This is a genomic window from Serratia sp. CY43202, assembly GCF_052168755.1.
Taxonomy (GTDB): Bacteria; Pseudomonadota; Gammaproteobacteria; order Enterobacterales; family Enterobacteriaceae; genus Serratia; species Serratia bockelmannii.
The window spans coordinates 159,025-180,389 of sequence record NZ_JBJNMB010000008.1 but is presented as its reverse complement, the minus strand read 5'-3'; the positions used below and the strand labels follow the sequence as shown (position 1 = coordinate 180,389).

The following is a 21,365-nucleotide window of genomic DNA, read 5'->3' as shown; positions in this document are numbered from 1 at the left end:
TCAACGAAAGTAGAACACATCCTATGGCGCACTCTTTTTCTCTAGGCATTCGGCAGATTTGGGAAGAGCTCTCGGTGATGCAGGCTCCGGGGCTCTATTGGATCAATATCGACAGGCAAAGCGACGCCGCGTTGCTGTGTCGCCAGGTGATCGCCGCCCAGCCGGCCACCCACAAAGTCGCCCTGATCTGCAGCGGCGACAAACCCGAAAGCCTGCTGGCCGAGCTGGCTTCGCCCGCTTTGCAAAAGCTGCCGCTGTATCAATTACCGGAGAAAAAAGCCGCGCTGACGCAGCTGAGCGACGATCTGATGCGCGCCCTGCGGCCGCAGAATCGCTTGCTTATCCTGCTGGCCCACGCCAGCCTGTGGCAAACCTTCACCACCGAAGAGCTGCGCGAGTGGACACGTACCCTCGCCGCCTGGCTGCGGCGGCAGGGCTGCACGCTGTTGATCCTCAGCCACGGCGGCGGCATCAATAAGCTTAAAGGGCAGCTCAGCGCACAGCATCGTATCCTGAACGGCCTATCCAGCCTGCAATGGCAGCAGGACAGCGCGCAATATCTGGTGAACTGGTGGAGCACCGAAAACGGCATCAACGCCAATCAACTGCTGACGTTGTACGCCGCGCAAGGCGGCTGGCAGGGCGAGGATGAAAATAGTCAACCCTCCCCCACCGCCTTGCGCAGCGACGAAGGTCAGTATCTGGCCGAACGCAGCATTCTGGAGGGCGCGCCACCGCTGTCCGCCAACTGGCAGCTGTTGGAGAGCAACGACGAACTGGCGCAGCACGGCATGCTGAGACTCTCGGCAACGTTGATTTTCGCGTTGTATCAAAGCGACCAAATCGATCACCTGGCGCACCAGATCCACACCCTGCGACGCAGCCGCGGCAGCGGCCTGAAAATCGCGGTGCGCGAGATGAGCGCCAGCCTGCGCTACAGCGACGAACGGCTGCTGCTGGCCTGCGGCGCCAATCTGATCGTGCCGCACGTCGCGCCGCTGTCGCGTTTTCTCACCATGCTCGAGGGCATCCAGGGGCAGCGTTTCTCACGCCATGTGCCCGCCGACATCGATGCGTTACTGGCCGGTTTACGCCCGCTGCAGCTCAAAGGCTATATGCGGCCGGAGGCGTTCAGCCAGGCGGTGCTTTCGCTGATGGGTAACACGCTGCTGCCTGAGGACGGCAAAGGCGTGATGGTGGCGCTGCGCCCGGCCATCGGTCTGCGCGCGGAACAGGCGATGACCCTGTGCCACCTGCGGCGGTTCGGCGACGTGATGACCGTGGTGCAGGGGCGGCTGGTGCTGTTCCTGTCCACCTGCCGCATCAACGATCTGGATACCGCGCTGAAGTTCATCTTCCGGCTGCCGGTGGATGAAGCCTTCAGCAACCGGGTGGTGTGGCACCAGGACGTCGATATCGTTTCGGAAATCAAACGCATGGCCCAGGGGCACTGGCAGATTTCGGCTACCGGTACCGCCGGCGCCGCGCCGCGCCCCAGCGTGGCGGTGGCCGAGGAACCCGTGGAACGGCGGCAGCCGGTCGCCTTCACGCTGTCGCTTGACCCGCAGGAGGAACCGCATGCTGAACCTTAACGATATCGTGCAACTGATCCTGCTGTGCGCGCTGATCTTCATTCCGCTGGGTTACGCCTTTCACCGGCGTTTTCCGCATTTGCGTCAATACTGGCAAAACCTGTTGTTATCGCCGCGCTATTTGAAATCCGCCGGTTTGTGGGTGCGCACTGGCTCCTCATCTCAGATTAAACGTAAGAAGCAGCCATGAATCGAAACTCGAATACGCAATCCGATAACGCTCTGTGGCGCTACTGGCGTGGGCTGGGTGGCTGGAACCTTTATTTTCTGGCTAAATTCGCCCTGCTGTGGTTCGGCTACCTGAATTTCCACGCGCTGCCGAACCTGGTGTTCATGGCGTTTCTGCTGATGCCGATCCCTTCGCAACGCCTGCATCGCTGGCGCCACTACCTCGCCATCCCGATCGGCATCGCCTTGTTCTACCACGACACCTGGCTGCCGGGCATCAACAGCATTCTCAGCCAGGGGTCGCAGCTGGCCGGCTTCAGCGCCCAGTATCTGCTGGAACTGGTCAACCGCTTTATCAACTGGCAGATGATCGGCGCGGCCTTCGTACTGTTTATCGCCTACCTGTTCGTCGCGCAATGGGTGCGCGTCACCGTATTCACCGTGGCGGCGCTGGTGTGGCTCAATATCGTCAACATTGCCGGGCCGGCGGTCTCACTGCTGCCCGCGACCTCCACAGCCTCGGCCGGCAGCGCCAATACGCCGGCCACGGCCGCGCCGGTGGCGGGGAACGCTGCGCCGGCGGACAGCCTGCCGCCGACCAGCGCCAACCTGACGGCCTACCTGAACCAGTTCTACGACCGGGAAAAAGGCCGCGCCACCGCGTTCCCGACCACCTTGCCCGCCGACGCCCAGCCGTTCGATCTGCTGGTGATCAACATCTGTTCGCTGGCCTGGGCCGATATGGACGCGGTCAACCTACAGAATCATCCGCTGTGGTCGAAGATGGATATCATGTTCGACAGCTTCAATTCGGCCACCGCCTACAGCGGCCCGGCCTCGATACGGTTGCTGCGCGCCAGCTGCGGCCAGCTTTCGCATCATGATTTGTACCAGCCGGTGAACCAGCAGTGTTACCTGTTCGACAACCTGACAAAACTCGGCTTCAAGGAACAGCTGATGCTCGATCACTCCGGGGTATTCGGCAACTACCTGAAAGAGCTGCGTGAACAGGGCGACATGCAGGCGCCGTTAATGTCGCAGGCCGGCATCGGCAACGAGCTGACGTCGTTCGACGGAGAGCCGATTTATAACGATCTCGAATTGCTGACCCGCTGGCTGGATCAGCAGCAAAAAGGCGGCGACGGCCGCACCGCTACCTTCTTCAACGTCATCCCGCTGCACGACGGCAACCGCTTCGTCGGCGCCAACAAGAGCGCCGACTATCAGCCACGCGCGCAGAAGCTGTTCGATCAGCTGAACACCTTCCTCGATCAGCTGGAAAAATCCGGCCGCAAAGTGGTGGTGGTGATCGTGCCGGAACACGGGGCGGCGTTAGTGGGTGACAAGATGCAGATGTCCGGCCTGCGCGATATCCCCAGCCCGAACATCACCCATACGCCGGTCGGCATCAAACTGGTGGGCATGAAGGCACCGCATCAGGGCAGTCCGCTGCAGATCAAAACGCCGAGCAGCTATCTGGCGCTGTCTGAACTGGTGTCGCGCCTGGTGGACGGCAAGGTCTTCAGCGAATCCAGCGTCGATTGGCAGACACTGACGCAGGGGCTGCCGCAGACCCCGGTCATCTCCGAAAACGACAACGCTATCGTGATGCAATATCAGGGCAAGCCTTACATTCGCCTGAACGGCGGCGACTGGGTGCCTTATCCGCAATAAGCGCGATCTCATCAACCTAAAGCACGCCGCCGGCGTGCTTTTTTTTAGAGTTTTTATAATAAAAAACGGCGGCGCTTATCGGGCAAAAAAACGTTATTAATAACAAATCGTTAAATTCTATTATTCGACAATTATAAATATACGAAGATTCTTAAAAAATAACATTTACTAAACCTGGCGAGGACATTCATTAAAATAGCGGCTTATGACGACTGCCTATTGATCAACACTTTGATTGAATAATAAAAAACGCCGGCATTATGCCGGCGTGAGTTTACGCAATGCCATCCGATGCCTTATGCCCCCGGATGTTCGTCCTGATCGACCGCGAAGCAGGCCACCATCTGCTCACCGTACTGCTTCAGCTGCGGCTGCAGCTGCACGCAGGTGCCGAAAGCGCGGCGGCAGCGGGCGTTGAACGCACAGCCCGGCGGCGGGTTCATCGGGCTGGGCAGTTCGCCGGTCAGCTTGATGCGCTCGCGGCGCATATCCGGGTTCAACCGCGGCGTCGCCGACAGCAGCGCCTGGGTGTAAGGATGGCGCGGGTTGTTGAAGATCGCCTCTTTGCTGCCCTTTTCCACGCAGCGACCGAGGTACATCACCATCACCTCGTCGGCGATGTGTTCCACCACCGACAGATCGTGCGAGATGAACACATAGGACAGCCCCAGCTCCTGCTGCAGATCCATCATCAGGTTCAACACCTGCGCGCGCACCGACACGTCCAATGCCGACACCGGTTCATCGGCGATCACCACGTCCGGATTCAGCATCAGCCCGCGGGCAATGGCGATACGCTGGCGCTGGCCGCCGGAGAACATGTGCGGGTAGCGGTCATAATGTTCGGTCTTCAGGCCGACCTTCGCCATCATCTCCAGCGCTTTTTCCCGCCGTTCGGCGGCGCTGAGCGACGTGTTGATCAACAGCGGCTCCTCGAGGATCTGCCCGACCTTCTTGCGCGGGTTGAGCGATCCGTAAGGATTCTGGAACACGATTTGGATCTTCTGGCGTCGCAGTTTCTCGGCCGAGACGTCCGGCTTCAGCAGATCCTGCCCCTGGTAGTACAGCTCGCCGCCGGTCGGCACTTCGATCATCGTCAGCAGGCGGCCGAGCGTCGATTTGCCGCAGCCCGATTCGCCGACCACCGCCAACGTTTTGCCGCGCTCCAGGGTGAAGGACACACCGTCGAGCGCCTTGACCAGCCGCTCCGGCGCGAACAGGCCCTTTTTCACCGGGTAATGCTTCTTCAGGTCAATCGCCTGCAGTAAAGGTTGATTCTGGCTCATACGGTCGGCCTCCCCGCATCATCCAGCGGTGTGTGACATTTAACCTGACGGCCGGGAATGCTGCGCAGTTCCGGCTCCTCGTTACGGCAGCGCTCATTGGCGTACGGACAACGCGGATTGAGCAGGCAGCCGGTCGGGCGATCGTATTTGCCCGGCACCACGCCCGGCAGCGAAGCCAGCCGCGCCTTGTCGGCAGCGAACTCCGGCAGCGCGCGCAGCAGCGCCTGGGTGTACGGGTGGCGCGGCGCGCGGAAAATCTCCGCCGCCTTGCCGGATTCCACCACCTGGCCGGCGTACATCACGATGATGTGATGCGCGGCTTCCGCCACCAGCGCCAGATCGTGGGTGATCAGCAGCAGCGCCATGTTTTCGCGCTGCTGCAGGTCCAGCAACAGCTCGATGATCTGCGCCTGGATGGTCACGTCGAGCGCGGTCGTCGGCTCATCGGCGATCAGCAGCTTCGGCCGACAGGCGATGGCCATGGCGATCATTACGCGCTGGCTCATGCCGCCGGAAAGCTGGTGCGGGTATACGTCCAGCCGCGAAGCCGGATCCGGAATGCCCACCTGGGTCAGCAGGTCGATAGCACGCTGGCGGCGAGTGCGGCGATTGCCGCCCTGATGCACCTTCAGCGCCTCCATGATCTGATAACCGACGGTATAGCACGGGTTCAGGCTGGTCATCGGATCCTGGAAGATCATCGCCACTTCGGAGCCCACCAGCTGGCGGCGCTCTTTTTCGGAGATCTTGCGCAGATCCTGGCCGTTGAACTCCAGCTTGTCGGCCATCACCTTGCCGGGGAAATCGATCAGGCCCATGATCGCCAGCGAACTGACGGATTTGCCGGAGCCGGATTCACCGACGATGCCGACCACCTGACCTTGCTCCACGCTGTAACTGATGCGGTCTACCGCGCGGAACGGGGTGCCTTCGTCACCGAAGTGCACCGAAAGCTTGTCTACATTCAATAACGCCATCTCTCTCGTCCTCTGTTACTGCTTGAGTTTGGGGTCGAGAGCGTCACGCAAACCGTCCCCCATCAGGTTGAATGCCAGCACCGTCAGCAGGATCGCCACGCCGGGGAAGGTCACCACCCACCAGGCACTTTGCGCGAACTGCAGCACGTCGGAGAGCATGGTGCCCCACTCCGGCGTCGGCGGCTGCGCGCCCATGCCCAGAAAGCCGAGCGCGGCCATGTCCAGAATGGCGTTCGAGAAACCGAGAGAAGCCTGCACGATCAAAGGCGCCAGGCAGTTAGGCAGAATATTGACGAACATCTGGCGCAGTGCGCCGGCGCCCGCCACCCGCGATGCGGTGACGTAGTCGCGGTTGACCTCCACCAGCACCGCCGCGCGCGTCAAACGTACATAGTGCGGCAGGGCGACGAAGGTCAGCGCCAGCGAAGCGTTAACGATCGACGGCCCGAATACCGCCACCAGTACCAGTGCCAGCAGCAGGCTCGGCAGAGCCAGCATGATGTCGACGACGCGCATGATAATCGCGTCCACCACGCCGCCGAAGTAACCGGCCAGCAGGCCGAATATCACGCCCATGATCAGCGACAGCACTACCACCAGGCAGCCGACCAACAGCGACAGCCGTGCACCGTACATCAGGCGCGACAGGACGTCGCGGCCCACGTCGTCGGTGCCGAGGATATATTGCCAGCTGCCGCCCTCTTGCCACACCGGCGGCTTGAGCAGAGCATCGCGGAACTGGTCCGCCGGCGCATGCGGCGCCAGCACGCCGGCGCCGAGCGCGATCACCAGCATCAGAACGATATACACCAGGCCGACCACGGCCCCTTTATTGCGCTTGAAATAGTGCCAGAACTCCTGAAACGGGGTCATTGGCTTCGGCGCACCTTTAACTGCAGACTCAGTGATTTGAGACATGAGAGCGCCCCTTATTTCTTGTGGCGAATACGCGGGTTGACCACGCCGTAGAGCACGTCTACCAGCAGGTTAACCAGAATGATCATACAGGCGACCAGCAACACCCCGCCCTGCACCACCGGGTAATCGCGGCGCTGCAGCGCGTCGATCAGCCAGCGGCCCAGCCCCGGCCAGGAGAAGATGGTTTCGGTCAGAATGGCGCCGGCCAGCATGGTGCCGACCTGCAGCCCGATCACCGTCACCACCGGCAGCAGCGCGTTGCGCAGCGCGTGGACGACGATCACCCGCATACGGCTCACGCCCTTGGCGCGGGCGGTGCGAATGTAGTCTTCACCCAACACCTCCAGCATCGAGGAACGGGTCATGCGCACGATCACCGCCAGCGGGATGGTGCCCAGCACGATGGCCGGCAGGATCATGTGCATCACCGCGTCGATAAAGTCGCCCGGCTCGCCCCAGATCAGGGTGTCTATCAGCATAAAGCCGGTCAGCGGCTGGCTGTCGTCAAGGAATACCGTGTCGCTGATGCGCCCCGACACCGGCGTCAGGTTAAGCTGCACCGACACCAGCATGATCAGCATCATGCCCCACCAGAAAATCGGCATCGAATAGCCGGTCAGCGAGATGCCCACCGCGGTATGATCGAAGACCGAGCCACGTTTGACCGCCGCCAGCACCCCGACCGGGATGCCTACCAGCACCGCGAAAAGCATCGCGCAGAAGCCCAGCTCCAGCGTGGCCTGAAAGCGCGGAACGAACTCGCTCCAGACGGAGATGCGGCTTTTGAGTGAGGTGCCCAGATCGCCGTGCAGCACGTTGGACACGTAGGAGAAATATTGTTGATAAAGCGGCTTGTCCAGCCCCATTTCCGCCATCAGCTGCGCGTGGCGCTCGGCGGAGATACCGCGTTCCCCGGCCATGATGGTCACCGGGTCGCCGGGGATCATATGGACGAATGCAAAAGTCAGCAATGTAATGCCGATAAACGTTGGGATAACTAACCCCAAACGTCGGAGTATGAACTGCAACATATCCCGAACTCTCTGTATCAATGCCCGGCAGCTCATCGTCCGCCAGGCTTATTAACGCTCACATGCCTTTGAACGATTCGACGGCCATACGCCGGAGACTGGTCAGCAGGGGCGCAAACCTGTTGCGCCCCTGCAAGTCCATTCGTGCGTCTCCGGTAAAGCGGTCGAAATCAGTCTACAGAGACATTCTCGAAGTGATGCTTACCGAGCGGATCCACGACGTAGCCTTTCACTTCCTTACGCACAGGCTCGTACACGGTGGAGTGTGCGACAATCAGCGCCGGAGCCTGATCGTGCATCACCACCTGCGCCTGTTTGTACAGTTCGATGCGCTTGTCGTGGTTGGATTCGGCGCGCGCCGGTTGAATCAGATCTTCAAACGGCTTGTAGCACCAGCGGGAGTAGTTGGAGCCGTCTTTCGCCGCCGCGCAGCTGAACAGCGTGGCGAAGAAGTTATCCGGATCCCCGTTGTCGCCGGTCCAGCCCATCATCACCGTCTGGTGCTCGCCCGCTTTGGCGCGCTTGAGGTATTCACCCCACTCATAGGTCACGATTTTGGCTTTCACGCCGATCTTGGCCCAGTCGGCCTGGATCATTTCCGCCATGCGGCGTGCGTTCGGGTTGTAAGGACGCTGTACCGGCATCGCCCACAGGTCGATGCTGAAACCGTCGGCCATGCCCGCTTCTTTCAGCAACTCTTTCGCCTTGGCCGGATCGTAAGCGTAATCCTGCACCGCGTCGTTATAGCCCCACATGGTTGGCGGGATCAGGTTCTTGGCCGCCTGGCCCGCGCCCTGATAAACCGCGTCGATGATCGCCTGCTTGTTGACCGCCATGGTCAACGCCTGGCGCACCTTCAGGTTATCCAGCGGCTTTTTCTCGACGTTGAACGACAGGTAACCCACGTTCAGGCCCGGCTGTTCCATCAGGTTGATGGACTTGTCTTGCTTCATGCGGGCGATATCGGCCGGGTTCGGGTACGGCATCACCTGACATTCGTTTTTCTGCAGTTTGGCGTAGCGCACGGAGGCGTCAGGCGTGATGGAGAACACCAGGCGATCGATCTTCGGCTTGGTGCCCCAGAAACCGTCGAATGCCTTGTACAGGATCTTGGAGTCTTTCTGGTATTGCAGCAGTTGGAACGGACCGGTGCCGATCGGATTCAGGTCGACTTTCTCCGGCGTGCCGGCTTTCATCATCACGTCGGCGTATTCGGCGGACAGGATGGACGCGAAGTCCATGCCCAGGTCAGCCAGGAACGGCGCCTCCGGGCGGTTCAGCACGAAGCGCACGGTGTTGTCGTCCACTTTTTCAATCTTGGCGATCAGCTTAGGCATGTCCATGCCTTCAAAGTATTCGTAGCTGCCGCCGGACACTTTGTGGTAGGCGTTGTTCGCATCCAACTGGCGCTCAAAGGAGAACACCACGTCGTCGGCGTTGAAATCGCGCGTCGGTTTGAAGTCTTTGTTGCTCTGCCACTTCACGCCTTTGCGCAGGTGGAAGGTGTAGGTTTTGCCGTCTTCGCTGACGTCCCACTTCTCAGCCAGGCCCGGCTGCAGTTCGGTGGTGCCGATTTTGAATTCGACCAGGCGGTTGTAGATCGGTACCGAGCTGGCGTCGTAGGTGGTGCCGGAGGTAAACAGCTGCGGGTTGAACCCTTCCGGGGAACCTTCAGAACAGTAAACCAACGTCTTGGCCTGTACGCTGGCCGCCACGGTCAGCGCGATCAGCCCAATACCGAATTTCAGAATCCCCGATTTACCCAAGGAACGTGTCATCGTTAGTGCTCCATTGTGTGATGTGATGTGTGTAATTGCCGCCAGACCTGTATTTTTTATTGCGTGGCCTGTGCGATCGGCGCCCGAAGGCAGAAGGCGTACGAGGAGAGAATGCCGGATGGAACGCATCGCGGCGGGGACGTCTGAGCGCGTGGAATTCACTCAAACAACTCTCGCTCTTACCCCTGAGGCTATCAAGTTGCCAACTGTTTGGGGTGTCGTCAATATAACCAGTGGGGATTTACGCAGACTGTGAGAAACAGCAAACAAACATAAAAAAAACCTTTTGTTAACAGTTCCAGCATGAAAATTTATGCTAAGCGGCCATTTTTAGCGCATTGGTCTGACCCTAACAAAGTTACTGGTTTTTAACTCCGTTAAAAAACGCCAAAACTTTGTTGCTGAATGATGAATATCTGAACGGTTATTTTTGTGATCGCCGTTAAAGACAGGAGGAAATGCTGAAGGATTACCCAAAAGGGTGAGTCCGATGAGCGCGTTTTGCACCGGGCAGGCCCACAATCTGTGCGGCGTAAAAAAACTTTCGGCTGCGAAAAAGCCGGGGGCGAAAGGATATCCCCCGGCAACGCACTGCAACCGATTATTGAACGCCGGCGCTGTTGCCCAGGCTGGCGTTCATGCTGTTGAGAATATCGCCGTTGTCCGCGTCGATCTCCCAGGAGAACAGGCCGCCCAACTGCTTATCCAACACGTACTGGCCTTTGGCCTGCACCGAGCGGGCATCGTCGAAGGTGATCAGATCGCCGGTGGAAGGCTTGAACACGTAAGGCGCTTCCGCCGTGGCGTCGTAGGTGTACTGCCACTCGCCGCTCATGAACTGGCTGGCGATTTGGCGGTAGTCCACGATGCCGTTCTCCCAGGTGCCTTTAACCGGCCCGGTGGCGGTACCGGTGAACGGAATATTGTTCTGGTAGCCGTTCACCCCGGTCCAGCCGCGGCCATACATGGCGGTGCCGACCACGATCTTGCCCGGCTTGACGCCCTGCGCCAGCAGCGCATTGACGCCGTTCACCGTCGTATAGGCAGTGTCCGGTTTCCAGGCCGGCGCATTCAGCGCGGTCTGATGCCCCAGGTTCTTCAGATCGAAGGCGCCGTAGAAGTCGTAGCTCATCAGGAAGATGTGATCCATCGAGTTCTGTGCGACGTTGTAAGCCACCTTGTCGATCTTGTCCTTGCCAGCGCTGATGGCGGAGGTCAGCTCATACTTGCGGCCGGTTTCCGCCGACAGCTGATCCAGCATCGCCCGCAGCTCCTTCATCAGCAGCACATAGGTTTCCCCGTCTTGCGGGCTGCCCAGGTTAGGGTTGGCGCCTTTGCCGCCCGGGAACTCCCAGTCGATATCCACGCCGTCGAAGAACTTCCAGGTCTGCAGGAACTCTTTTACCGAACCGACGAAGCGATCGCGCTTCACCTTGTCGCCCATGAAGAAGAACGGGTCGGACAGCGTCCAGCCGCCGATCGACGGCAGAATTTTCAGGTCAGGATGCGCCTGCTTCAGCGCCATCAGCTGGCCGAAGTTGCCCTTGTAGGGGTCATCCCAGGCGGTCACGCCCTTCTGCGCTTTTTGCAGCGCGGCGAACGGATCGTGGATCGAGACTTTGAAGTCCTCGCGGCCCTGACAGGAGCGCTGCAAGGCCTGGAAACTGCCTTCGATCTCTTTCAGGCTGTCGTTGATGCCATTGCCGCCGCAGATCGGGATAAAGCCGTACAGCAGGTGGGTCAGGTTTTGCGCCGGGATCTTGTCGACGGTGAAATTGCGCCCGTAAACGCCCCACTCGACGAAATAAGAACCGACCACTTTGCCGGAGTTCTGTTTATACGGTTTATTCTTTTCCAGCAGCGGCTCTTTCAACGGCGCCAAATGGCTGCCGTCGGTGTCGGCCACCACAATTTCGGTGGCGTCGCTGGCGGTGCAGCCGTCGGCATTGCACAATGCCACCTGCATTTGATAACGGCCGCCTTTATTCACTTTAAAATTCGCCGTACCGGAAGAACCGGTTGAAGGGCCGCTCCACGCCTCTTTGCCATTTAATAAAATTTTTGCCGTCGTGCCGGTGTCGCCATTCCATAAATTCCAGGAGACAGAAACGTCGGCGGCATTTTTTACCTTCACCAGATTATTATAAGCGGTGGCCGCCTGATCGACTTCGACGATAGCGAACTTGGTGTTGCCCCAGGCGATGGTCGGCTTGCCCGGCGCGGCGGCCTGCGCCGCGGAACACAACGTGCTGCCGATCAACAGCGCCAACAGCGGTTTATTAAATTTGCGCATAACTGATTCCTTTATTCCGAGAGGATAAACATAAAAGAGTTAATCGTCGCTACGCATTGCCGAAGCGAAAAATTCCGCAATAATCCACGAAGATTAACGTTAATAAATAATCACGGTATTTCCCACGCGACGGGAATAAGAGTTCCCGCGTTGTCCATTTAGACTATAGGTAAAAAAAACGTGAAAACAAGAGCGCTATCAATCGGGTTTTATTTGGCAAGCATGAATTTATTTAAACATGAAAATAAGAACCTAATGGGAATAAGGAATGTGAATTAATTAAGCGTAAAGGATAAATATATTTCACGAGGACGGCAGATTGAGGCACGCCATAAAGCGAAGCCGGTCGTAGCGAGGAGGTACTCAGCCTCATAAACGACAGGCGAAAAAAAACCTGCTTTAAAAAGCAGGTTTTTCGAATGGTGGTCGGCGAGAGAGGATTACGCGCATCTTTGATACGCGCCCTGCGGGCCGTTGCTGAAGCAACGTTGTCTCGCTTCGCGAGGCTCGAACCTCCTGCGGAGGTACTCATCCTCATAAACTACGGGCGAAAAAAAACCTGCTTTAAAAAGCAGGTTTTTCGAATGGTGGTCGGCGAGAGAGGATTCGAACCTCCGACCCACTGGTCCCAAACCAGTTGCGCTACCAAGCTGCGCTACTCGCCGATGCGGGGCGCATCTTACTGCTGGCGGTTATAGGCGTCAATCACTTTTTTTCGCCTGCATTTCAAGTGATGATAAAAGCGCCATAATGCGCTGCGCCGGGGGCTGCGCAGCGAATTTTACTCAGGCCTTGGCCGGTTTCAGCGCCGGCGTCTGCGCACGCAGGAACGGCAGCAGGAACAGCGCCGACAGGCAGGCGGCGATGGAAATCACCACGAAGAAGCCGTTCCAGTGCCAGACTTCCATCACTCGCGCAATCGGATAGCCGGACAGCGCTGCGCCCAGGTAGGCGAACAGGCCGACGAAACCGGTCGCCGCGCCCGCCGCATCCTTGTGCGAGCACTCCGCCGCCGCCATGCCGATCAGCATCTGCGGGCCAAAGATGAAGAAGCCGATGGCGAAGAAGCAGCAGGCCTGCAGCAGGTAGGTCACGCCCGGCATCAGCCACAGCGCCGCCACCGACAGGAAGATACCGATGGCGAAAATCAGGTTCATCGGGCCGCGGTTGCCGCGGAACAGCTTATCGGAACCCCAACCGGCCACCAGTGAACCGATAAAACCGCCCACTTCAAACAGCGAGATGGCTGAGTTGGCGGTCATCAGCGAATAGCCCTTTTCCTGCGTCAGATAGAGGTTGCCCCAGTCGTTGATCGCGGTACGCACGATGTACACCAGCACGTAAGAGACCGCCAACAGCCAGATGTACTTGTTGGTCAGCACGTAGCGTTTGATGATCTCGCGATTGCTCAGCCCCTGGCCTTCCGATTCCTGCACCAGCTCCATGGCGTCGTTACGCCATTTGCCGACGCTCGGCAGCCCCAGGGTGGATGGCTTGTCGCGCAAGCGCCAGCACATCAGCAGGCCAAGCACCACGCCGATGATACCGGGAATGATCATGCCGTAACGCCAGCTGAAGTGCAGCGAGATAAAGCCCACCAGCAGCGGGATCAGCGCCCCACCGACGTTGTGCGAGGTGTTCCAGATCGCCCACCAACTGCCGCGCTCGGAGCGCGAATACCAGCTGGTGAGGATTTTGGAGCACGGCGGCCAGCCCCAGCCCTGGAAGAAGGCGTTGAGGATCCACAGCGTGCCCAGCATCAGCAGCGACGAGCTGAGGCCGAAGAAGATATTCAGCACCCCGGTCATGATCAGGCCCAGCCCCATAAAGTAACGCGGGTTGGAGCGATCGCTGATCATACCGGAAATGAATTTCGAGCAGCCGTAGGTGATGTAGAACAGCGTGCCGAGGATACCGACGTCGGACATCGTCAGACCCAGATCGCTCAGCATCGCCGGCATGATGAAGTTGAAGCTTTTGCGCGTGAAGTAAAACGCAGCGTAGCCGATGTACATGGTGCACATCAGCTGGATGCGCCAGTATTTGTAGCTGGCGTCGATCTGCCGTTGATCGGTGACCTGCGGCGCGTCCGAGCGGCTTTTAAGGAAAGACCACATGTGGAACCTCAGAGGATTGAATAAAGTGCCGCTATGATGCTCCCCGCGCGCGCGGGAGGCTTACGCCGGATTCCCGACGCAGTTAGGAGTTTTTCCTAGTTTTGCGCTTGCTCCGGTGAAACTGTGGGCAAGATCACACTCAAACAGGCGCCCCGCTCCGAGGTGAGCCGCAGGCTGCCGCCGAGGGCGCTGATGCGCTCCTGCATGCCGCGCAGGCCATACCCCGGCTGATGGTTTTCCGCCTCGAAGCCCACGCCGTTGTCGCGGATGGTCAGGGCGATCAGCGGCGCGGCGCCTTTGCGCGGCTGCAGGCGTGCGTCCAGCTCCAGGCGGCTGGCGCCGGCGTGGCGGCACACATTGGTCACCCCTTCCTGACACACCCGGTACAGCGTGATTTTCAGCGTTTCATCCAGCAGCTCGTCCGGTACCTGCCACTGCAGGCTGCTCACCAGTGACGCGTCCTGCGGCAGCGATTCCCGCAGCATCGCCGCCACCGCCGCCGACAGCGGCAGGTTGTTCAGCGCCGCCGGCCACAGCTGGGTCAGCACGTCGTGCACCCCGTCGTAGACCCGCAGCGCCAACGCATCGATGGTGTCGGCGCAGCCGATCACCGCCGGTTCCGGCGCCAGGCGTTTGACGATGCTGGCTTGGGTGCGGATCACGGTGATGGTCTGCCCCACTTCATCGTGCAGCTCGCGCGCCACCTCGCGCCGGGTTTGCTCCTCCGCCGTCACCAGCGCCCGCGCCAGCTGGCGGTTCTCCGCCAGCCGCAGCCGCAGCTGTTGATTCAGTTCGCGCTGGCGCTGAATGCCGGCGCCCAGCAGCAGCCCGGTCAGGCTTTGAGCCAGCAGCGACAGCAGCAGATCGCGGTGCGACTCCGGCTGCGGCGGCTCGTTGACCATCAGCGCCACGCCGTTGAGCAGCGTCGCCAACAACGCGCCCTGCCAGCCATAGCGATAAGACATGAACACGATAGGAATGGCCAGGCAGAACGGTGCGAAACGCCGCAGCTCGGCGGCGTTCACCTGCTGCTGCAGCCAGATGCTGAATGCAAACAGCAGCAGATAGCTGGCCAGGTGGCCCAGACGCAGCTCCACCGGCTTGTGGATCAGTCCCGGCTCCAGCGGCACCCAGATTTGGCGTGCCAGATAGTGCCACAACAGCAGGCAGGTCGGCGCGATGGTGAAACCGCCGGTCAGGCCGAGCAGCAGCGCACGGGCGCCTTCGCCGCTCACCAGCTGCCACACCAGCGCCTGCAGCAAGGCGGCGGCGGTGACCACCGCGCCCTGCAACAGCGGCCATCGCCATTCGCTGTCGCTCTGCTGATGGCGCAACAGCCACGGCGAGGCCAGCAGGCTGAGCAGCACCGTCAGCACCAGCACCGCCACCGACGCCCACAGCGCCGGGCCGTAACCGAACTGGTCCGCCAGCAGCGCCATCAGCAGCAGGTCGGCCAGCAGGATCCCCGGCCAGAAACGGTACGGGCTCTGCAGCAAAATGCCCATGCGCAAGCCGAACGGGAACAACAGCAGCGCCTGCCAGGGCGGGTCGATCAGCGCGGTGCCGATGCCCCACAGGCAAAACGCGCTGGCGGCGTAGATGAAAAACAGCGCCAGCTGGGTGATCAGACGCTGCGTCACAGGTTCAGCATCCGTCTGGCCAGCTCAACGTTGTTGGTGATGCCCAGCTTGGCGAACAGGTTGGCGCGATGCACATGCACCGTCTTCGGCGACAGCCCCAAGGCGGCGGCGATCTCGCGCACCTCCTGGCCCTGCGCCAGCAATAGCGCGATCTCGCGCTCGCGGCGGGTCAATGGATCCACCTTCACCCGCGCCAACTGCTGCGCGATTTCCGGCATCAGGTAGACGCCGCCGCCGGCGACGGTGCGCACCGCGGTGATCAGATCTTCCGGTTTGCAACGCTTGGAGAGGAAACCGCTGGCGCCGCGTTCCAGCGCCATTTCCACCAGCGCCGGGTTATCGTGCATCGACAGCATCACCACGCGGATGCCGGAAGGAATGTCCGCCAGCAGATCCAGCCCGCTGCCGTCCGGCATCGAAATGTCGCAAATGCAGATTTCCGTCTCCAGCCCCGGCAGGCCGGCGCGCGCCTGCGCCGCGCTGCTGAACTCGCCCACCACCTGAATATCGGCCTCCAGCGACAGCAGCTGCACAAAGCCCGAACGCACAATGTCATGATCGTCGATAAACGCCACGCGCAGGGTCATGGAAATCTCCGGTTAGAAGGGGAAGTGCGCAAGTATACCGTATGCACACACCGGAATAATTGATGAAGAGAATGTATTGGGTGAAATTACCGGGTGCGCAAGGCAGGCACCCGGCGGGAGGGATCACAGACGGGCTGGCGCCGTTTTATCCTGTGGCAGATGGCACCAGTTGTTTTTATCCACGATGCCGCCATCGGGAGACGTGTATCCGAGGCAGCCAAGGAGGGTGTCAAACAGCTCGACATGGCGATGCGTTTTGCCGATGCGCTGCTGCGCCTGCAGCTGCTCAAAGGCGCTGAGGTGCTGCGGGTTTTCGAGGAACTTGTCCGACGCCCACACGATCATCGGCACGCGGAACTGCTCCGGCGGCGCCATTTCGCGCGGCGTGCCGTGCAGGTGCGTATTCTCACCGATCGATTCGCCGTGATCGGCGGCATAGAACACGATGGCCTTCTTGTCCCGCACCTGGTCGATCACATTACTGATAAAGCTGTCGGTATACAGCACCGTATTGTCGAAGGCGTTGATCAACTGGGCCTTGGTGCACGAATCATCCACCCCCATGCACTCCGGCTGATAGCGCGCATAGCTGCGCGGATAGCGCTGCGAGTACAGGTAGTGCGAGCCTTTGGTATGCAGGATCACCAGGTGTTTGCCCTTCGGATAACGCGCCAGCGACTCCTTCATTTCGTCCACCAGCAGCATATCGTCGACCGCCTTACCGTCGTTGCGCTTCTCGGACGCGATCATCTCGCGGAACGAATAGTTGTTCACCTCGGTGTTGTTGTAGAACCACACCTCGCTCTGCATGGCGAACAGCTCGGAAGAGAAGCCCAGATCCTTCAGCACCGCGAACACGTTCTGCTCTTTCAGCGTGCGCTGCGGGTTGTCTTCGGTGCCGCCTTCGCGCACGAACATGCAGCGCAGCGACAGCTTGGTAGCGGTGTCACACGACTCGCCGCGGAACGCCACCAGATTCTTCTCTTTAGACAGCCGCGGCGTGGTATCACGCTCATAGCCCAGCATGCCCATGTGATCCCAGCGCGTGGTCTCACCGATGATGAACACCACGTAGGTATCGTCGATATCCGCCGGTGGTACATAAGTGAAGTGTTTGCCCGGATCGAACATCGTGCTCTGGTCCTGGCTTTCGTCATAGCGGGTGTAGGCAAACAGCCCCAGCGCCGACAGCCAGTTGGACGGCAGATACGAGTGCGCTACCACGCCGCCGTAGCTCGGCAGATCGACGTTGGAGAGCTTCTCTTGCACGCTTTGCTCATCGTCCAGCATGCGCAGCGGCAGCCAGACCAACGCCACCACAGCCAGCAAGACCATCAGCGGTTTGATGCGATGGCCGGGGGTTTTCAGCTGTTCGATCAGGGTGTAACGCAGGCTGTTTTTCCAGATCAGCAGCAGCGGCAAGGCGCTGAGCGCCACCATCCACAGCACAAAGTGCAGGCCAACCACCTCTTTCGACAGATCGATGTCGGTGGTCATCACCGACACCACGATGCCGTAGCCAATCACCACGTTGAAAAACGTCATGTAGTAGCTGGCAGCCACCGAAATCAACACCAGCAGCGAGGCGACGATGCGATAAAACAGCCGGCCGCCGAGCGATACCAGCCGCATGATGAAGAATGTGAACAGGACGATAGCGATGACTTCCGTCACCGCCGAAATAAGCTTAATCCCCTGAATGCCATGCGCCAACGAATCAAAACGGCGATAGAAAACGGACAGGTTGAGAAAGATGCCGATATAGATCGCTAACAATAACGATAAATTCTGCTGCGATAGCGATTTAACTTTGTTCATGTAACGCGGTGGCTCCGGGGGCGGTGTAGCGGTTCTGACTCAGTCAGACACTGATTGCGGCTTCTGGTTCAGCCAACCGGCAATAAGCGTTATTTTGCGGGTAATAATCAAGAGAATTCTCACAAAACGGACAAAATTTACCGTTTTTTTGAACGATTTTCAGGCAGGGCACGCAAGAAAATGGAGGGACAAACCCTCCATTTTTTCCATATTTCGGCAAAAATCTTACTTAACGTTCAGAGTCACATCGATATTTCCACGGGTAGCGTTGGAGTATGGGCACACCACGTGCGCCTTTTTCACCAGATCTTCCGCCACGCTGCGCTCGATGCCCGGCAGCGAGATATCCAGCTGCACTTCGATGCCGAAGCCGTTCGGGATCTCACCGATGCCGACGGTGCCGTCGATCTTGGCTTCGGCCGGGATTTTGACCTTTTCCTTCGCCGCGACAAACTTCAACGCGCCGAGGAAACAGGCCGAGTAACCGGCAGCGAACAGCTGCTCGGGATTGGTAACTTCGCCGCCGGCGCCGCCCATCTCTTTCGGCACGCCCAATTTCACGTCCAACACGCCGTCGGAGGAGGTCGCACGGCCGTCGCGGCCGCCGGTTGCGGTGGCGTGAGCGCGGTAAACCACTTTCTCAATAGACATCGTTCATTCCTTCTTGCTGGTTGGCGAGATGACTACGGCTTCCACGAGGTAAAGCCGGTCACATATTTATCTTTTGCGATTAAATCGCGCACTACTTATTTTTGACACTTATTAACCAGTGTAGACCACCCGTGCCGTTCTTGCGTCCGGCGGCGGCGGGTCAAATCTGATCGATCAGGCTGCCGCGCAGCTTTTCCAGCTGCTGTTTGAGCGAGACGATCTCGTCCAGGCTGCAGTCGGTAGCGCACATCACCGCCTCGGGCACCGATTGCGCCCGCTCGCGCAGCGCGCGGCCGGCTTCGGTCAGGGCGATGATCACCTGCCGCTCGTCGGTGGTGGCGCGATAGCGCACCAGCAAACCGGCGGTTTCCAGCCGCTTCAGCAGCGGCGTCAGCGTGGCGGAATCGAGGAACAGCCGCTCACCGATATCCGATACCGTCACCCGATCGCGTTCCCACAGCACCATCATCACCAGGTATTGCGGGTAGGTGAGTTCGAGCTGACTCAACAGCTTGCGGTAGACTTTGTGCAACGCCAGATTGGCGGAGTACAGCGCGAAACAGAGCTGCTGATCGAGCTGTAGCAGGTTCTTCGCCTTGGGTTGTTCGGTATCGGTGCTTTTCATGTGTACGAATATAGATAGCGCACGATGTAATCGCAAGCTATTTCTTGTGAGGTATGCTACCTTTTTTTATGCAGAGGATGCTCGGAGGGAAAGGAAATGACGAACACGCTTGTAGAACGCGCGCGCCGCTACGCCACCAAGGCGCATGCGGCCATCGATCAGCGCCGCAAATACACCGACGATCCGTATATCGTCCACCCGCAGGCGGTGATGGAGCTGGTGCGCAGCGTGCCGCACACCGAAGAGATGCTGGCGGCCGCCTGGCTGCATGATACGGTGGAAGACACACCCACCACCCTCGGCGATATCGACAGCCACTTTGGGCCAAAAGTGGCGGAACTGGTGCGGATGTTGACCAACGTCAGCCACGCCGAGGACGGCAACCGCTTCGAGCGTAAAAACCGCGATCGGCGCCACAGCGCCGGCGCGTCGCCGCAGGCCAAAACCATCAAGCTGGCGGATCTAATCGACAACACCCGCTCGCTGCTGGACTACGACAGCCACTTCGCCCAGACCTACCTGATCGAGAAACAGCGCCTGCTGGAGGTGCTGACCGAAGGCGACCCGACGCTGTGGCGCCAAGCCAGCCATATCGTTGAACAGGGGCTGCTCAGGTTGCAGCAGCCACCGCACAACGTGCCGGCCAGCTGGTTCGAACACGCCCGCCGGCGCTACCGCGAGAGCGACGCGGCCTGATCAGAAGGTCACCACCGTTTTCAACGCCGTCACCCAGGCGTCCTGCGTCTCGCTGACGCCCGCCGGGTGATGCCAGTACTGCAGGCCCGGCTGCAGCTGTAGCCACGGCGTGACGTTAACGCGGTAATACAGCTCCGCCGTCACCGAATGGCCCGGCACTGGCCGGTAGTTCGGATCGTGATAATCACTGATGCCGCTCATCTGGTTGAGATACCGCTGATTGTCTTTATAGCGGTCGCTCAGTTTCACCACCGAGACGCCGAGCCCCAGCCAGTCGTCCGGCCGCGCATCGAACAGCCCGTGATAGCGAATGCCGGTCGAGGTAGACCAGTGCAGGTAGTTACTGCGCTGATCTCCCAGCCCCAGGCTGTAAAACACGCTCAAGCCGCGGTTGACGTTATCCGCATGGCGCGTCACCTGCTGGTTGAAACCGGTATACATGAACCAGGTGCGATCGTGGTTGCGATAGCCCTGCGGATCGCTGGCGCCCGGCCCGCCGGACACCCCTTCATAAAGATCGCTCTGGCGCGCGTTGGTGAACAGCACGCCCAGGTTATACACCCCCGGCAGCTGGTTGACGGCGTGGGTTTTCAGCTCCAGCTCCATCGGCAACAGGAAGCCTTTGCTGCCCTTGGTGGACCAACTCCAGGCGTGGCTGCGGCTGGGGGCGCTCGGGTTCTGCTCCATCACGCCGCCCTTGAGCGTCAGGCCGTCGGTCAGTTTGTACTGCAGCGTGGTGCCCCAGTAATGCACGTTCCAGTTATACCAGGTCAACGAGTTGGCAGACTTGCCGCCGCACAGCGTCAGCGTCTGAAAATCGCAGGGGATGATCTGATCGAAATCCTGCACCTTGTTCATCATGCCGATGCGCCACTGCAGCCGGCTGTCGAGGAAAGAACGGCTGAAGGTCAACCAACCCAGCCGGGTAATCGACTGTCCGCCATAGCTCTCTTGCGACAGATCGGTCAGGCCGACGCGCGGATCCTGCAGCCGATCGCGGGTCAGGTTGTTGTCATGGTTGCGGTTGACGATATTGCCTTCGATCGCCGCGTCCGGAATGCCGGTCAGCGCCTGCAAATCCTGGCTGAAGGTCAGCGAAAATTGGTCGATATACGACGCCTGTTTATCGTGGTTGTAACCGCCGCCGGCGTTATACGACAGCTGGCTGAGGTAGCCGAGGTTATAGTGGAAGCCATGATCCTCCAGGATCGGCCTGATCCCCAGCATATCCCCCAACAGCCCAGGCTGCGGCGGTTCAAAACCGAGCGCCACCCCTTCCCATTTAGCGGTGGGGGCTTCAACGTCCTTGCCGGTTTGCAGCGTTTCCGCCTGCGCCTGGCTGCACCACAGCGCCAGCGCCACCAGGGTCATGGAACGAGGTAATAAGCTTTTCATCATTATTATATTTCTCCGCATAACGGCTGACTGCGGGCAACAGCATTCCCTGGGAGAGAATTTCCCATCATGAACAGCAGCGAATAACGTTAGGTTAACGCCCGGCGCTTGCCGCCGGG

At 59.7% G+C, this 21,365-nt stretch carries 17 protein-coding genes, 1 tRNA gene and 1 other RNA gene; 4 read left to right on the top strand and 15 right to left on the bottom strand.

Annotation, left to right across the window (positions count from 1 at the left end; all coding sequences use genetic code 11):
- The first annotated feature begins 23 nt into the window (after positions 1-23).
- Genes bcsE through bcsG form a run of 3 tightly spaced genes read left to right on the top strand, consistent with a single transcriptional unit; the run spans position 24 to position 3,434 of the window.
- On the top strand, positions 24-1,592 hold the full coding sequence (bcsE, locus tag ACJ8J5_RS18010) for a cellulose biosynthesis protein BcsE (protein ID WP_060434823.1): 1,569 nt from the start codon (positions 24-26) through the stop codon (positions 1,590-1,592).
- Positions 1,579-1,782, top strand: a complete 204-nt coding sequence (bcsF, locus tag ACJ8J5_RS18005; protein WP_004934139.1) for a cellulose biosynthesis protein BcsF — start codon at positions 1,579-1,581, stop codon at positions 1,780-1,782. The genes bcsE and bcsF overlap by 14 nt, the downstream gene beginning before the upstream one ends.
- Positions 1,779-3,434 (top strand): cellulose biosynthesis protein BcsG, encoded by a 1,656-nt coding sequence (bcsG, locus tag ACJ8J5_RS18000; protein WP_060434825.1) that lies wholly within the window; start codon positions 1,779-1,781, stop codon positions 3,432-3,434. The genes bcsF and bcsG overlap by 4 nt, the downstream gene beginning before the upstream one ends.
- 296 nt (positions 3,435-3,730) lie before the next feature.
- Here the strand turns inward: bcsG and dppF are convergent, their stop codons facing one another.
- The 14 genes from dppF to ACJ8J5_RS17930 form a co-directional block, all read right to left on the bottom strand.
- Positions 3,731-4,720 carry a dipeptide ABC transporter ATP-binding subunit DppF gene (gene dppF / locus ACJ8J5_RS17995; protein WP_015376237.1) on the bottom strand — a complete coding sequence of 330 codons (990 nt, stop codon included), beginning with the start codon at positions 4,718-4,720 and terminating at the stop codon, positions 3,731-3,733.
- Positions 4,717-5,697, bottom strand: coding sequence for a dipeptide ABC transporter ATP-binding protein (dppD, locus tag ACJ8J5_RS17990; protein ID WP_004934132.1), 981 nt, complete (start codon positions 5,695-5,697; stop codon positions 4,717-4,719). Before dppD ends, dppF begins: the two co-directional genes overlap by 4 nt.
- Positions 5,698-5,712: 15 nt before the next feature.
- Positions 5,713-6,615, bottom strand: a complete 903-nt coding sequence (gene dppC / locus ACJ8J5_RS17985) for a dipeptide ABC transporter permease DppC (RefSeq protein ID WP_025304838.1) — start codon at positions 6,613-6,615, stop codon at positions 5,713-5,715.
- 11 nt (positions 6,616-6,626) lie between these two features.
- A complete protein-coding gene (dppB, locus tag ACJ8J5_RS17980) occupies positions 6,627-7,646 on the bottom strand; it encodes a dipeptide ABC transporter permease DppB (RefSeq protein WP_038630050.1) in 1,020 nt (339 codons plus the stop codon).
- Positions 7,647-7,816: 170 nt separating this feature from the next.
- Positions 7,817-9,424: a dipeptide ABC transporter periplasmic-binding protein DppA gene (gene dppA / locus ACJ8J5_RS17975; protein WP_025304836.1), complete on the bottom strand. Its 1,608-nt coding sequence runs from the start codon at positions 9,422-9,424 to the stop codon at positions 7,817-7,819.
- A gap of 601 nt (positions 9,425-10,025) precedes the next feature.
- Positions 10,026-11,717 (bottom strand): glycosyl hydrolase family 18 protein, encoded by a 1,692-nt coding sequence (locus ACJ8J5_RS17970; protein ID WP_197811675.1) that lies wholly within the window; start codon positions 11,715-11,717, stop codon positions 10,026-10,028.
- A gap of 423 nt (positions 11,718-12,140) precedes the next feature.
- Positions 12,141-12,269: non-coding RNA, RtT sRNA (locus ACJ8J5_RS17965), on the bottom strand.
- 36 nt (positions 12,270-12,305) lie between these two features.
- Positions 12,306-12,382: transfer RNA gene (locus ACJ8J5_RS17960), tRNA-Pro, on the bottom strand.
- 120 nt (positions 12,383-12,502) lie between these two features.
- Positions 12,503-13,834: an MFS transporter gene (locus ACJ8J5_RS17955; RefSeq protein WP_049209000.1), complete on the bottom strand. Its 1,332-nt coding sequence runs from the start codon at positions 13,832-13,834 to the stop codon at positions 12,503-12,505.
- Between the two features lie 95 nt (positions 13,835-13,929).
- Positions 13,930-15,474 carry a signal transduction histidine-protein kinase/phosphatase UhpB gene (uhpB, locus tag ACJ8J5_RS17950; protein WP_043142285.1) on the bottom strand — a complete coding sequence of 515 codons (1,545 nt, stop codon included), beginning with the start codon at positions 15,472-15,474 and terminating at the stop codon, positions 13,930-13,932.
- Positions 15,471-16,061 (bottom strand): transcriptional regulator UhpA, encoded by a 591-nt coding sequence (gene uhpA / locus ACJ8J5_RS17945; RefSeq protein ID WP_025304832.1) that lies wholly within the window; start codon positions 16,059-16,061, stop codon positions 15,471-15,473. The genes uhpB and uhpA overlap by 4 nt, the downstream gene beginning before the upstream one ends.
- 123 nt (positions 16,062-16,184) lie before the next feature.
- Complete coding sequence (gene eptB / locus ACJ8J5_RS17940; protein ID WP_099816926.1) at positions 16,185-17,879, bottom strand: kdo(2)-lipid A phosphoethanolamine 7''-transferase; 1,695 nt, start codon at positions 17,877-17,879, stop codon at positions 16,185-16,187.
- Positions 17,880-18,104: 225 nt separating this feature from the next.
- The gene (locus ACJ8J5_RS17935) at positions 18,105-18,530 is read right to left on the bottom strand and encodes an organic hydroperoxide resistance protein (protein WP_004934114.1); all 426 of its coding nucleotides are present in this window, start codon (positions 18,528-18,530) and stop codon (positions 18,105-18,107) included.
- Between the two features lie 160 nt (positions 18,531-18,690).
- Positions 18,691-19,155, bottom strand: a complete 465-nt coding sequence (locus ACJ8J5_RS17930) for a MarR family winged helix-turn-helix transcriptional regulator (RefSeq protein ID WP_025304830.1) — start codon at positions 19,153-19,155, stop codon at positions 18,691-18,693.
- A 96-nt stretch (positions 19,156-19,251) separates the two neighbouring features.
- Between ACJ8J5_RS17930 and ACJ8J5_RS17925 the strand changes: the two genes are divergently transcribed.
- The gene (locus ACJ8J5_RS17925) at positions 19,252-19,851 is read left to right on the top strand and encodes an HD domain-containing protein (RefSeq protein WP_025304829.1); all 600 of its coding nucleotides are present in this window, start codon (positions 19,252-19,254) and stop codon (positions 19,849-19,851) included.
- Here the strand turns inward: ACJ8J5_RS17925 and ACJ8J5_RS17920 are convergent, their stop codons facing one another.
- Positions 19,852-21,222, bottom strand: a complete 1,371-nt coding sequence (locus tag ACJ8J5_RS17920; RefSeq protein WP_414105001.1) for a carbohydrate porin — start codon at positions 21,220-21,222, stop codon at positions 19,852-19,854. It lies immediately after the preceding gene.
- Between the last annotated feature and the right edge of the window lie 143 nt (positions 21,223-21,365).

Bases quoted from the DNA above. Each gene is read 5' to 3' on its own strand.
- bcsE (WP_060434823.1), top strand. From the start codon at position 24: ATGGCGCACTCTTTTTCTCTAGGCATTCGGCAGATTTGGGAAGAGCTC.
- bcsF (WP_004934139.1), top strand. From the start codon at position 1,579: ATGCTGAACCTTAACGATATCGTGCAACTGATCCTGCTGTGCGCGCTG.
- bcsG (WP_060434825.1), top strand. From the start codon at position 1,779: ATGAATCGAAACTCGAATACGCAATCCGATAACGCTCTGTGGCGCTAC.
- dppF (WP_015376237.1), bottom strand. From the start codon at position 4,720: ATGAGCCAGAATCAACCTTTACTGCAGGCGATTGACCTGAAGAAGCAT.
- dppD (WP_004934132.1), bottom strand. From the start codon at position 5,697: ATGGCGTTATTGAATGTAGACAAGCTTTCGGTGCACTTCGGTGACGAA.
- dppC (WP_025304838.1), bottom strand. From the start codon at position 6,615: ATGTCTCAAATCACTGAGTCTGCAGTTAAAGGTGCGCCGAAGCCAATG.
- dppB (WP_038630050.1), bottom strand. From the start codon at position 7,646: ATGTTGCAGTTCATACTCCGACGTTTGGGGTTAGTTATCCCAACGTTT.
- dppA (WP_025304836.1), bottom strand. From the start codon at position 9,424: ATGACACGTTCCTTGGGTAAATCGGGGATTCTGAAATTCGGTATTGGG.
- ACJ8J5_RS17970 (WP_197811675.1), bottom strand. From the start codon at position 11,717: ATGCGCAAATTTAATAAACCGCTGTTGGCGCTGTTGATCGGCAGCACG.
- ACJ8J5_RS17955 (WP_049209000.1), bottom strand. From the start codon at position 13,834: ATGTGGTCTTTCCTTAAAAGCCGCTCGGACGCGCCGCAGGTCACCGAT.
- uhpA (WP_025304832.1), bottom strand. From the start codon at position 16,061: ATGACCCTGCGCGTGGCGTTTATCGACGATCATGACATTGTGCGTTCG.
- eptB (WP_099816926.1), bottom strand. From the start codon at position 17,879: ATGAACAAAGTTAAATCGCTATCGCAGCAGAATTTATCGTTATTGTTA.
- ACJ8J5_RS17935 (WP_004934114.1), bottom strand. From the start codon at position 18,530: ATGTCTATTGAGAAAGTGGTTTACCGCGCTCACGCCACCGCAACCGGC.
- ACJ8J5_RS17930 (WP_025304830.1), bottom strand. From the start codon at position 19,155: ATGAAAAGCACCGATACCGAACAACCCAAGGCGAAGAACCTGCTACAG.
- ACJ8J5_RS17925 (WP_025304829.1), top strand. From the start codon at position 19,252: ATGACGAACACGCTTGTAGAACGCGCGCGCCGCTACGCCACCAAGGCG.
- ACJ8J5_RS17920 (WP_414105001.1), bottom strand. From the start codon at position 21,222: ATGACCCTGGTGGCGCTGGCGCTGTGGTGCAGCCAGGCGCAGGCGGAA.